Origin of the sequence: Gordonia aurantiaca, from assembly GCF_039939235.1 — a bacterium.
Taxonomy (GTDB): domain Bacteria; phylum Actinomycetota; class Actinomycetes; order Mycobacteriales; family Mycobacteriaceae; genus Gordonia.
In genome coordinates this window covers 127,301-140,033 of sequence record NZ_JBDUUF010000007.1, presented here as the reverse complement: position 1 = coordinate 140,033, position 12,733 = coordinate 127,301, and the positions used below count along the sequence as shown (strand labels likewise).

Below are 12,733 nucleotides of genomic sequence, written 5' to 3'. Positions count from 1 at the left end.
CTTCGACCCGCCCGGTCAGAACCGGTCAGGAACCGGCCAGCACGGTGACGTGGTTGGCGACGGCCAGGCCGCCCATGTTGTGGACCAGCGCGTGGTGCGCGTCGGGCAGCTGCATGTCCCCGGCGCGACCGGCCAGCTGGAGTGCGCCGATCACGTGCTGGGACACGCCGGTGGCGCCGACCGGATGCCCCTTCGCCTTGAGTCCGCCGGAGACGTTGACCGGCAACCGGCCGTCGCGGGCGGTCCACCCCTCCTCGATCGCGCGGCGTCCCTGCCCCGGTTCGGTCAGGCCGAGCATCTCGTAGACGATGAGCTCGGCGATGGTGAAACAGTCGTGCACCTCGGCGAGGGACATGTCGGCGAGGGACAGCTTCGCCATCTCCAGGGCGCGCTGGGTGGCCAGCCGGCCGGCGGCGAAGTCGGTGATGTCGCGGCGGTCGGGGTCGAGGTGGTCGTTGGCGTGGGCGAACCCCTCGACCCAAGCCAGTGCCGACGACGGGCTCCGTTGCAGGACGAGCGCGGCGGCGCCGTCGCTGACGAGTGAGCAGTCGGTGCGGCGCAGCTGCCCGGCCACCACCGGATTGCGCTCGGAGACGGTCGAACAGAACTCGACGCCGAGATCCTTGCGGACCTGCGCCCAGGGGTTGGCGCACCCGTTCGCATGATTCTTCGCCGCGATCCGGCCGAGCACGTCGCCGAGGTCGTCGATGTCATGGCGTCGGGCGTACTGATCTGCCACCTCGGCGAAGACGCCCACGAAGCCGCCCGGGAAATCGGTCCCGGCGCGCTGCGGGTCGGCGCCGAGCAGGGCACGCGCGACGGTGGCGTTGTCGACGTGCGTCATCTTCTCCACGCCGACCACGAGCACGGTGTCGGCCGTCCCGGACAGGAGGGCCTTGACGCCCTGGTGGACCGCGGCCGTGCCCGAGGCGCAGGCGTTCTCGACCCGGGTCATGGGCTTGCCCCAGAGGCCGGGTGCGGCTCGCATCGGCAAGGAGGACGGGAAGGCGAAATCGGTGAGGCCGCTGTTGAACTGGGCGACGAAGACCTCGTCGACCTCGCGGGCGTCGACCTGCGCGTCGGACAGGGCCTCGGTGGTGACCGCGGACACCAGTGAGGACAGGTCGTCGTCGACGAGTTTGCCGAAGCGGGTGTGGCCCACCCCGGTGATGCCGATGCGTGTGCTGGTCATGCTCTCTCCTGTGCTGCGAGTTGGAAACGGCGGATCTTGCCCACCGAGGTGCGCGGCAACTCGTCGATGACGGTCCACCGGCGCGGCCGCGCCGCGGGTTGCAGGTTCTGTTCGGCCCACTGCCGCAGCTGTTCCGGCGACGGCGGCACGTCCTTGTCGGCCGGCACGATCCAGGCGGCGGGAACGTGGTCCCGGATCGGGTCGTCGATCGCGAGGACCGCGGCCTCGAGGACGCCGGGCGCTTCGGCGAGTGCGGCCTCGATCTCGGTCAGCGAGACGTTCTCGCCAGACACCTTGACCACGTCGTCGACTCGTCCGACGAACGCCAATTGGCCGTCGTCGCAACGCCGTACGAGGTCACCCGTGCTGAACCACACATGGTCGGCGTCGGGCGTCGGCACGTCGAGGTCGACGAAGGCGCGGGCGTCGGCGGTGGGATTGTCGAGGTAACCGGCGAACAGGTCGCGACCCCGCACCCCGGCCACGGTGAGGATGCCGGGCTCCCCGTCGGCGGCCGGTCGGCCGGTGTTCGGATCGATCAGAGTGATTGCGCGACCGTCGATCTCTGGTCCTATCCGGTCATGGGTGGGACGATCGGGGTCGCTGGCGGTGACCACGGCGACGGTCTCGGTCATGCCGTAGATCTGCCGCGGGGCGGCGCCGCACAGCCTCGCCATCTCCGACCAGTGGCCCAGGGCCAGGTTCTGGGCGAACCAGAGATGGTGCAGGCTCAGCCGTGGCGCGTCGTCGCGGCGTCGGGCGAGGATCATCCTGATCGGCGCGGCGAACAGGCTGGCATGGGTGGCCTGCAGTTCGTCGACCTCGTGCGGCCAGCGACTCGCGGTGAACCGTGCGGTGAGGGCCACCGACGCGCCGGTCGCGATCGCCGAGGCGAAGCAGTAGTACTGCGCGTTGGCGTGGAACAGCGGCAGGCACACGTACCAGCGATGATGCGGGCGGAGTTGTGCCAGGTCGGCCATGGTCCGTCCGACGTGGGCGTAGTTCGCCTGGGTGAGCACCACGCCCTTGGGCTCGGAGGTGGTGCCGGAGGTGAACATGACCGCGAGCCGGTCGTCCGGTGCCGCGCTCGCAGGTTCCTGCCACATGTCGGAACCGACCAGCGGCGAACCGTCCCGGAGGTCGGCGGCGGTCTCGGCGAGGGCGATCGCCTGCTCGGCGCCGCCGGCGGCGACCGTCTCCTCGAACTCCTCGGCGCAGATCGTCACCGCGGGACGGATGCGGCGCAGCTGACGGGCGACGTCGCGCGGGGTCGAACCGGGATCGACCGGGACGAACCAGGCGCCGAGCCGAGCGGTGGCCAGCCAGATCGCGATGAACGCTGGACAGTTGCGCAGCATCACGTGGACGGGAGCGTCGGCATCGACGCCGCGCTCGGCCAGGGTGGCCGCGACCCGGCCCACGACGTCGTCGAAGCGGTCGTAGGTCCAGGAGGAGACGGTGCCGTCGAGATCCCGGAACACCAGGAACTCGCGCGCACCGTGGTCGCGGACCGCTCGGTTCCACAGGGCAGCAAAGGTCTCGGCCATGGCTGTGACGGTAGTCACCTGTCCCGGGGGTCGCCGTGTCCCAACTTGGGACGGTCTCGGGCCGTGGACAGCACGTAACCACTCCCGAGACGCCTGGACGACGAGTCCCGGAAGGGCCGTCGCCCAGGATATTTCGAGGCGACATGGCCGTTTGGCGCGTCGCAGAGGGGAGGAGGGTCAGGCGGTGATCCCGTACGTGCGGAGCTTGCGGTAGAGGCTGGAACGGGCCATCCCGAGGTGGGCCGCCGCCGCCACCCGGTTGCCGTCGAACTCGCGCAGGGCGGCCACGATCGCGTCGCGTTCGGCCTGCTCGAGCGGGGTCAGGTTGTGCGAGACCGTGGTCTGGCAGTACCCGGGGAGGTCCTGCTCCTGGATCTCGCCCACCGGGCGCCGGCGCAGTGCGTGCTGCAGGGCCTCGGTCAGCTGGGTGACGTTGCGCGGCCACGAGTATCGCGAGACGACACGCATCGCCGCCGGGCTCAGGCGAACACGACGCTCGGGAGCGATCTGCCGGAGGACCGAGGCCACGATCTTGGGCAGGTCGTCGGTGCGCAACCGCAGGGGTGGGACGGTGATCGCGACCTCGAAGTGCGACAGCAGCATCTGGAACGGCAGGTCCGAATCGAGCGACGAGTCCGACAGCGTCGCCACGCACCACGTCGGCTCCTCATGCTCGGCCAGCGCCCTGAGGATGTTCGAGATCTGTTCGGCGCCTTCGGTACTCGCCTGATCGATGTTGCGGATGATGAACAGGGTCGGTCCGGCCTGGCCGGCGAGCATGGTGTCCAGATCCACGTCGGTGTCACCCTCGTCGACGATCTGGCAGGCGTCGATGCTGACGCTGCGGGCGTCGGGGAAGGCGTCGTGGAAGATCTCGGCGACCAGGGTGAACTTGCCCGAGCCGCTCTCGCCGATGACCACGGCGGGTTGGTTCTCGGTCAGCACCTGACGCACCTGTTCGCAGGCCCTGACCCAGGCCGGGGTCGAGCCCACCGCGACGCTCTGGTGCTGCTGACGCGTCAGGTCCCCGACCACGCGCGACGACGAATGTCCTGCAATGGCGATCTGCGGCAGCACGTGCTCGTCGAAGTCGCCGGGGAGGCCGAAACGCGGGGCGGAGGCGATCTCGGCGATCACCACCAGTCCGGCCACCTCCGAGCCCACCAGGATGCGGGTTCCCCGCAGGGTCACCAGCCGGTCGTCGGGCAGGGCGATGGTGTCGCTGGCCTTGTCCCGCCGGCCCATCATGAAGATCGCGTGGTCGCGCAACAGTTGCTGCTCGGCGCTGGAGAACAGGGCCTGAGCTGCGGCGTTGGCCATGAACACCGAATCTCCGAAGGCGAGCACCGCCTGGCGTCCGGCCTTGGCGTCGATCTGGATGTAGGTGTCGAAGATCGCCTGTTGGGACTGGCTGCGGTCCAGGAGCAGGTTGCGCGCGATGTCCTTGGCGGCCGCCTTGACCAGGGTGTGCATCAGCGGGCTCCAGCCCGTGCTCAGCGTGGAGATGTCCAGGACGCCCTCGATGCGGCGGGTCACCGGGTCGATGATCGGGGCGCCGGTGCAGGCGAAGGTCTGCAGGTTCTCGGCGAAGTGTTCGGGTCCGACGACGCTGATGGGCTGGCCCGCCTCGAAGACGGTGCCGACCCCGTTCGTGCCCATCGAGTCCTCCGAGTAGCGGAAGCCGGGGGCGAAGTTCACCCGGTCCAGGAGGCGTCCGACCGCGCCCGAGGTGTCGATCCGCTGGATCACGCGGGCGCGGCTGTCGGTCAGCGCGATGACCATCGGGGTGTCGCCGACATCGGTGCCCAGCTGGCGCAGGACCGGGCGGGCGCAGCGCATCAGCAGGGAGCCGGTGTCGATCTCGTCGCTGAAGTCGGTGCACGGCTGGGAGTGGTCGACGCCGGCCGCCTGGCTGCGCTCCCACGAGGCGGCCACGATGTCGGGTACGCCCGCTGCGCCTGATCTGCCCGATTCGAGGAAATCCGCCCTGGCCGCGGCGGTTCGCAGCATTCGATTCGTGGCGTTGGGCACGCTCGTCTCCTCACTCCTCGGAAGATGACCGAACCATCATCCCTGTGATGCGGGACACAACCAACCCCCGAAAGTGTCCGAACTTGGGACAGATCGAGGGTATGAGACACGCGTCACAGTGGTCTGCGTCACTTCCCGAACCCGACGACGACGCCGGGTCCACACCAACCGAGTTCCGTCGAGAACTCCCGGACCAAGGAGTGCGCCCCAGTGACCACACTCATCAACATCGACAACGGGGGAACCCTGACCGACATCTGTGTCTGGGACGGCCAGGGCTTCACCTTCACCAAGACCCTGACCACGCCACACGACCTGTCCGAGTGCCTGTTCAGCGGCATCGAGAAGGTGTCGGAGTCCCTCTACGGGCAGGCCGACCTCGAGAAGATCCTGCACGCCACCGACCACATCCGGTACTCGACGACCCAGGGCACCAACGCTCTGGTCGAGCGTCGTGGACCGATGATCGGCATCCTGACCACGCTGTCGAACCTCGACACGGTGATGCGCAAGTCCGACGCCGAGAACGACCTGTGGGACGGCCTGATCGCCGACCGCTACCTGACCGTCGACGTCGAGGACGAGAACCTCGAATTCGAGCTGGTGCAGTCGGTCAACCGGCTCACCACGCTGGGCGCGGCGCGCGTCGTCGTCACCGCGGCCGATCCCGAGGACGAGCGCCGCCTGCGCAACGTCCTGCTCCGCAAGTTCCCCCGCCAGCTGCTGGGTTCGATCCCGGTGATCTACAGCTGGGACCTCGCCGGCGACCGCGACGACGCCCGCCGCACCTGGTCGTGCGTGATCAACTCGTTCCTGCACCCGACCATGGAGCGTTTCCTCTACGGCGCCGAACGCCGACTCAAGGACTTCAAGGTCGCCAACCCGCTGCTGGTCTACCGCAACGACGGCGCCTCCTCCCGCGTCGCCAAGTCCGTGGCACTCAAGACCTACTCGTCCGGTCCGCGCGGCGGCCTCGAGGGCACCGCTGCCCTGGCCCGGGTCTACGGACTCAACCGCGTCGTGATGATGGACATCGGCGGCACCACCACCGACGTCGGGGTGGTCGAGGGCGAGCAGGTCGCCACCCGCGAGCGCGGCTCCATCAAGGGCGTGCCGATCTCCTACCCGATGAGCGAGGTCCACTCCAAGGGCGTCGGCGGCTCGTCGGTGATCCAGGTGGTCGACGGCGAGATCCAGGTCGGCCCGCAGTCGGTCGGCGCGGCACCCGGTCCCGCCTGTTTCGGTTTCGGCGGCAAGCAGGCGACCATCACCGACGTCAACCTCCTGCTGGGCGTGCTCGACGCGGACACCTACCTGGACGGCACCTTCAAGCTCGACGCCGAGCGTTCCAAGGCGGTCATCACCGAGACCATCGCCGAGCCGCTCGGGGTCGGCCTCGAAGAAGCCCTCGTCCGGATGGAGCAGGCGTACTTCGAAGCCGTCGCCGGTTCCTTCTCCCACCTGGTCGACGCCGACACCACCCTCGCCGCCTTCGGCGGGGCCGGCCCGATGAGCGCCGCGGGCGCGGCGCGCGTCGCGGGCGTCAAGCGGGTGCTGATCCCGCGCACCGCCGCGGTGTTCTCCGCACTGGGCATCTCGTTCTCGAACGTGGGCAAGACCTACGAGGTCACGGTCCCCGTCGCCACCACCGAGGCAGCTGCGGCCACCCACGCCGAGCTGGTCGAGCGGGCCGAGCGCGACATGTTCCAGGAGGGGTACGCCCTCGCCGACTGCACGGTCTCCAGCGAACTGATCATCGAGGGGATCGACGGCAACATCGCCGAGCGGCGGCCATACATCCCCGGCGACGCGGTCGACTACCCCGAGCAGCTCGCGACCCTGCGGTTCACCGTCACCGCCGAACTGTCCCAGCCGGAACTGACCGCCGACACCGAGGTCACCCCGACCCCGGCGCCGAGCATCGGGACCCGCCGGGTGCGCAGTGGCGCCGACCAGGTCGACGAGGTGCCGGTGCACGTGCTCGACGAGCTCTCGCCCGGCAACTCCGGCGAAGGGCCGGCCATCGTCGAGGGCCCGTTCTTCACCGCCCGCGTGCTGCCCGGCTGGCAGTTCCGCGTCACCTCCGCCGGCGACCTGCTCCTCACCGACACCCTCTGACATCCCTGCCCTGAAAGACACCGATATCTGAGAGGAGGACTCGAGATGCGAGTCCCCATGACCGAGTACCTCGTGATCGATCTGGACACCGAACGCTGGGTGTGCCGGGTCTGTGAACACGACATGGGCTCCGCCCACGACAACTACAAGCCGGGAACGCTTGTGTACGACCGCGATCCGCGTGAGATCCACCAGCCGATCATCGACCCGGAGCGCTACGAGTACACCTTCAGCCCCGACCCCACCTACTGCCGGATCCTGGAGTACTACTGCCCCGGATGCGGCACCCAGATCGAGGTCGAGTACCTGCCGCCGGGCCATCCGCCGACCGTCGACATGGTCATCGACGTCGCCGCGCTGCGCAAGCAGTGGGAGGAACGCGGCGTCGATCCCGAAGAGGTCTTCAACTACGGACCCGGCGAGGACGCCCAGAAGTACACCGCCGCACTGAAGGCCATCGGCCACATCCGCTGACCCACCACATAGGAGCTGCACCATGAAGCGCATATCCGTCGACATTGGCGGTACCTTCACCGATTGTTTCTTCGTCTGGGACGACATCTACGTCGACGCCAAGGCCCTGACGACCCACCACAACCTGGCCCTCGGCTTCAACGAGGCCCTCGACCTGGCCTGCAAGCGGGCCGGCCTCGACCGCGACACCGTGCTCAGCGAGGTCGACTCCGTCCGCTACGCAACGACTCTCGGAACCAACGCACTGATCGAGCGCAAGGGACCGAAGGTGGCGGCCATCGTCACCCACGGCTTCGAGGACACCATCCCGCTGTCTCGAGGTCGCGGCTACGGCGAGGGCCTCGACTACACCATGCAGCAGAACCTGCCGGCCGCCGAGCGTCCCGACCCGATCGTGCCCCGTCAGCTGATCCGCTCGGTCAAGGAGCGCATCAACTCCGCCGGCAAGATCGTCGCGCCGCTCGACCCGGAGGACGTGCGCAAGACGGTGCGCGAACTGGTCAACGAGGGTGCCGAGGCCATCGTCGTCTCGCTGGTCAACGCCACCGAGAATCCGGTGCACGAGTTGGCGATCCAGGAGATCATCCTCGACGAGTTCCCGCCGCACGAGCTCGGCGCCATCCCGGTTCTGCTGGGCCATCAGGTGTCCGGCCGCAAGGGCGAGTACGTGCGGTCCACGTCGACCATCATCGACGGCTTCCTGCACGAGATCATGTTCCACGCGCTCTCGCAGCTGTCGAACAACCTGCGCGACTCCGGATACGACAAGCCGATGCTGGTCATCCACAACTCGGGCGGCATGGCGCAGATGAACTCCACCGACGCGCTGCAGACCATCCACTCCGGTCCGATCGCGGGTGTCGGTGCGGCCGAGCACCTTTCCGCCGAGACCGGGCTCGGCCACGTCATCTCCACCGACATGGGCGGCACCTCCTTCGACATCGGCCTGGTGCCGGAGGGCGGCGTCAAGCACTACGACTTCCTGCCGACCATCGATCGGTGGCTGGTCAGCGTGCCGATGGTCCACCTCGACACCCTCGGTGCCGGCGGCGGGTCGATCGCCAGCTACGACCGCATCCACAACTCGATCAAGATCGGGCCGGAGTCGGCGGGCTCGAACCCGGGGCCGGCGTGCTACGACCGGGGCGGCCTGCGGCCGACCGTCACCGACGCCGACCTGCTGCTCGGCTACCTCGACCCCGAGAACTACGCCAACGGGTACATCAAGCTCAACCCCAAGCGTTCGGTCCAGGCGATCGAGGACACCCTGTGCGATCCGCTGGACATGGACGTCATCGACATCGCCCGGGTGATCAAGGACAGCGTCGACGAGCAGATGGCGATCGGGATCGGGAAGGAGCTGCGCGTGCGCGGCTACCTCCCCGAGGACTTCACCATGCTCGCCTACGGCGGCAACGGCCCGCTGCACGCCTGCGGCATCGCCCGCCACGCCGGCATCCGCCGGGTCCTGGCCCCGCCGTTCTCCTCGGTGTTCTCCGCCTGCGGCGCCGGCAACATGAAGCAGCTGCACTTCCACGAGCGCGGCGTCCACGTCACCTTCTACAACGCCACCACCCGGACGCTGTACGACAAGTACGACGAGTTCAACGCGGTGGTCGAGGAGCTGGAGGCCCGCGGCCGAGAAGACCTGGTGCGCCAGGGATTCGACGGCGATGAGGTGAAGTACCGCCTCGAGGTGGACATGCGTTACGGCAATCAGCTGCTCACCCAGGCGGTGGCGCTCGACGGCATCAGCCGCATCAACGGCGTCGGTGACGTGCTGGAGATCATCAAGACCTTCGGCGACGTCTACAGCCACCGCTTCGGCGCGTCCTCGGCCGCACCGGAGGCCGGAATCCGGTGCAACACCATCCGGGTGGCGTCCTACGTCGACGGCGACGTGGTCAACTTCGACTCCCTCGACGCCGGCGGCGACCGCACGGAGCCGACCCCGGTGGCCCGGCGCAACGTCCACTTCATCGGCCACGACAAGGCGCTCGACACCCCGGTCTACGACCAGGGCGCACTCACCCACGAGCACGTCATCCACGGCCCGGCGATCGTCACCACCGAGAACACCACGTTCCTCGTCGAACCGGAGTGGCGCCTCGAGCCCACCCGCCAGGGTGCCGTCTGGTTCCTGCAGGACTGAGCCACAAACCATTCCAAGCGAGAGAAGAGTTCATCATGACCGCAGTTCACGACCATGACAGCCGCGTCCTGACCCCGCAGGAACAGGAGTGGGTCGACAAGTTCATGGACGAGACCACGCTGTTCCTCGGGCCCGACCCGGAGATCATGCGCAGCCATGCGATCGCGCCCCGCACCGACCACGAAGAGGTGGCCATCGCCGTCGGCGTCGACCGCCTCGAGGTCGAGCGCATCCGCAAGCGCATCGCCGGCGCCCTCGACGAGGGTTACGAGATGTGCGAGGCCCAGGGCGCCGCACCCGGCGCGAAGTGGGGCGACCTCACCACCGCGATCTACACCGCGAGCGGTGACGTCTCCTACCTGTCGTGCCACGGCGTGATCGCGTTCAGCGCGATCCTGCACCACCCGATCCGGTACATCATGAAGTACTGGAAGGACGAGCCCACGGTGGGCGTTCACGAGGGTGACGGCTTCATCCACAACGACGCCCGTTTCGGGAACGTGCACAACACCGATCAGTCGATGATCATGCCGATCATCCGCGACGGCGAGATCATCGCCTGGGTGGCCGCCACCATCCACGAGGGTGAGAACGGCGCCTGCGAGCCCGGCGGCATGCCGTCCGGTTCGGAGACCCCGTTCGACGACGGCCTGCGGATGAGCCCGTTCAAGATCGTCGAGCGCGGCGAGCTGCGCCGGGACCTGCTGACCTTCCTGCAGCACTCGGTGCGCGACCCCAAGCTGCAGCTGGCCGACCTGAAGGTCAAGATCACCGCGGTCCGCAAGATCATGGAGCGCATCGACAAGGTGATCGACGAGGTCGGTGTCGACACCTTCGTCGCGGCCCTGCGCGTCACGGTCGAGGACGTCGACGCCGAGGTGCGCCGGCGGATCAGCGAATTGCCCGACGGCACCTACCGCTTCGACCAGTTCATGGACTCGACGCTGAAGGAGAACATCCTCATCAAGTTCGCCTGCAAGATCACGATCAAGGGCGACAAGATGATCGTGGACCTGCGCGGGACCGGGCCGGAGATCCTCAACCGGGCCATCAACTCCCCGCTGTGTTCGGTGAAATCGATGTTCATGCAGGCGATCCTGGCGTTCTGGTGGCCGGACCTGCCGCGCTGCACCTCGGCGATGAGCTGCATCGAGATCATCTCCGACGAGGGGACCTGGGCCGACGCGTCGTACGACGCCCCGATGGGCCAGTCGTTGCAGGCGTCGTTCCGCGGGTTCTCGGCCTTCCAGGCGCTCTACAGCCGGATGAGCTTCTCGACGCCGAACAAGTACTCCAACGTGGTGGCCAACTGGTTCAACCAGATCAACACCTTCCTGTGGGGCGGCATCACCCAGCACGGCGACATGGTGGGCAACCTGTGTGCCGACCTGAACGGCATGCCCGGCGGCGCAAAGCCTTTCCGCGACGGTGAGGACGCGGTCTCGCCGCTGTTCTGCGCGATGGCCGACACCGCCGAGCAGGAGGTCATGGAGGAAGAGGTCCCGTTCATGCAGCTGGTCTCCAAGCGGCTGGTGCGTGACAACATGGGCTTCGGCAAGTTCACCGGCGGCATGGGCTACGAGATGATCGTCGCCGCCGAGGGCACCCCGCAGTGGGGCTTCATGACGGTCACCTCCGGCGCCAAGTTCTCCTCGATCTACGGCATGTACGGCGGATACGGTTGCGGCACATACCCGCTGTGCATGGTCAAGGGCACGAACGTCTACGAGCACATCCGCAAGGACCCGAAGAAGTTCGACCTGTCGATCGAGAAGGTCATGAACGAGCAGCCCTTCGAGGACGGTCGCTACTCGACCTACCACATGGGCCTGCAGTTCGACCTGGCCAAGGACGGCGAGCTGTACATGATCAGCCAGGGCGCCGGCGGCGGCTACGGCGATCCGCTGGAGCGTCTGCCCGAATCGGTGGTCCACGACGCCGAACTGGGCCGCATCACCCAGAAGGTGGCCGAGGACATCTTCGGCGTGGTCTACGACCCGGTGAACTTCCGCCTGGACGTCGAGGCGACGAACGCCAAGCGCGATGCCGCCCGCAAGGCGCGCCTGGAGCGCGGCAAGCCCTTCGACGAGTTCTGCAAGGAGTTCGTCCAGGACGAGCCGCCGGCCGACGTCCACTACTACGGCTCGTGGGGAGACGTCGAGGAGCTGACCGCCACGGTCTTCACCATCGACGGCCCCGAGCGCGTGGTCGCCCCGCTGGCCGAGCTGCCGCCGATCATGATCCCGGACCGCCGTGAGGTCAAGATCGGACAGTTGGAGGCCCGGATCGCCGAGCTCGAGTCGAAGTACGGCGAGAACGTCCGACGACTGGCCTGATCCGGTCGGCCGGGTGCACCCGTGACCCCGCGCGGGTGCACCCGGCCTTCCGGTCGACACCGATTCTGGAGAAACCAATGTCATCGCTGAAGTCTCTGATCGCCTCGCCGGCCAGTGGGCGCACCCGTCCGGTCCTGATCGATCACACCGATTACGCCACCGCGGTCATCCGCCAGGGTCAGCCGATCCCGTGGGCCGACCTGGCCGCACTCACCGGGCACCAGGGCCAGGTGCATGCCCTACTCGATCCCGACGCCACCTGGCTCGACGTCGGCGCGGTCCAGGGCGCGCACCTCGTGGCCGATCCGGAACTGGTCGCCGCGATGGGCGCGCGCTCCCGCACGGGGTATGCGCTCCGTACCCTGCTGGCCGACGAGGACGGCGTCGCGGGTGTGCAACGCACCGCCAAGACGCTGGCCGACGCGGCCCGTCGTCCGCTGGTCCTCTCGCTCCCGTCGCCGGCGCGCTGGCTCGGTCGTGCGCACGGCGTCGCCGGTACCGGGCTGGACGAGATCGACCCGGATCGCGCCGACATGGCGTCGACCTACATCGCCGAATGGCTCGGCAAACTCTCGGAACTCCCGGTGGCGCTGGTCCTCCTCGACGCCCGGGCCCGCGTCGGCGATCCCATCGCCCAGCCCGAGTCGGTGTCGGACTACAGCGCGATCACCAACATCGCCTCGCACCTGGACTGGGTGGTCGCCCTGCGCACCGACGACCAGGTGGAGACGAGCGACGGCACCACGATCTCGCTTCTGCCGGAGGGGTTCTGGTCCGACGACGACGAGATCCCCGCCGGTGACGCGCTGCTCACCGGCATCCCGGCCTCCGCACAGCCCGAGCGGGTGCTCGAGAAGCTGGCGCGACTCGCCTGAAGGGGGAC

8 protein-coding genes are annotated in these 12,733 nt (G+C 68.3%); 5 read left to right on the top strand and 3 right to left on the bottom strand.

Annotated elements, in window-relative coordinates:
- Positions 1-25: 25 nt before the first annotated feature.
- From ABFT43_RS14895 to ABFT43_RS14885, 3 genes are all read right to left on the bottom strand, one after another.
- Positions 26-1,192, bottom strand: a complete 1,167-nt coding sequence (locus ABFT43_RS14895; protein ID WP_347961123.1) for a thiolase domain-containing protein — start codon at positions 1,190-1,192, stop codon at positions 26-28.
- The gene (locus ABFT43_RS14890) at positions 1,189-2,739 is read right to left on the bottom strand and encodes a class I adenylate-forming enzyme family protein (RefSeq protein WP_347961122.1); all 1,551 of its coding nucleotides are present in this window, start codon (positions 2,737-2,739) and stop codon (positions 1,189-1,191) included. The genes ABFT43_RS14895 and ABFT43_RS14890 overlap by 4 nt, the downstream gene beginning before the upstream one ends.
- Positions 2,740-2,916: 177 nt before the next feature.
- Positions 2,917-4,770: a sigma-54-dependent Fis family transcriptional regulator gene (locus ABFT43_RS14885; RefSeq protein WP_347961121.1), complete on the bottom strand. Its 1,854-nt coding sequence runs from the start codon at positions 4,768-4,770 to the stop codon at positions 2,917-2,919.
- 210 nt (positions 4,771-4,980) lie between these two features.
- On the opposite strand from ABFT43_RS14885, the gene ABFT43_RS14880 reads away from it, so the two are divergent.
- The 5 genes from ABFT43_RS14880 to ABFT43_RS14860 all read left to right on the top strand — a co-directional run bounded on the left by ABFT43_RS14880 (position 4,981) and on the right by ABFT43_RS14860 (position 12,725).
- The gene (locus tag ABFT43_RS14880) at positions 4,981-6,888 is read left to right on the top strand and encodes a hydantoinase/oxoprolinase family protein (protein WP_347961120.1); all 1,908 of its coding nucleotides are present in this window, start codon (positions 4,981-4,983) and stop codon (positions 6,886-6,888) included.
- 45 nt (positions 6,889-6,933) lie between these two features.
- Positions 6,934-7,362, top strand: a complete 429-nt coding sequence (locus tag ABFT43_RS14875) for an acetone carboxylase subunit gamma (protein ID WP_006900985.1) — start codon at positions 6,934-6,936, stop codon at positions 7,360-7,362.
- Between the two features lie 22 nt (positions 7,363-7,384).
- Positions 7,385-9,514 (top strand): hydantoinase/oxoprolinase family protein, encoded by a 2,130-nt coding sequence (locus tag ABFT43_RS14870; RefSeq protein ID WP_064077064.1) that lies wholly within the window; start codon positions 7,385-7,387, stop codon positions 9,512-9,514.
- Between the two features lie 35 nt (positions 9,515-9,549).
- Complete coding sequence (locus ABFT43_RS14865) at positions 9,550-11,850, top strand: hydantoinase B/oxoprolinase family protein (protein WP_045538155.1); 2,301 nt, start codon at positions 9,550-9,552, stop codon at positions 11,848-11,850.
- 77 nt (positions 11,851-11,927) lie between these two features.
- A complete protein-coding gene (locus ABFT43_RS14860) occupies positions 11,928-12,725 on the top strand; it encodes a hypothetical protein (RefSeq protein WP_064077062.1) in 798 nt (265 codons plus the stop codon).
- Positions 12,726-12,733 lie beyond the last annotated feature (8 nt).

Bases quoted from the DNA above. Each gene is read 5' to 3' on its own strand.
- ABFT43_RS14895 (WP_347961123.1), bottom strand. From the start codon at position 1,192: ATGACCAGCACACGCATCGGCATCACCGGGGTGGGCCACACCCGCTTC.
- ABFT43_RS14860 (WP_064077062.1), top strand. From the start codon at position 11,928: ATGTCATCGCTGAAGTCTCTGATCGCCTCGCCGGCCAGTGGGCGCACC.
- ABFT43_RS14890 (WP_347961122.1), bottom strand. From the start codon at position 2,739: ATGGCCGAGACCTTTGCTGCCCTGTGGAACCGAGCGGTCCGCGACCAC.
- ABFT43_RS14875 (WP_006900985.1), top strand. From the start codon at position 6,934: ATGCGAGTCCCCATGACCGAGTACCTCGTGATCGATCTGGACACCGAA.
- ABFT43_RS14865 (WP_045538155.1), top strand. From the start codon at position 9,550: ATGACCGCAGTTCACGACCATGACAGCCGCGTCCTGACCCCGCAGGAA.
- ABFT43_RS14870 (WP_064077064.1), top strand. From the start codon at position 7,385: ATGAAGCGCATATCCGTCGACATTGGCGGTACCTTCACCGATTGTTTC.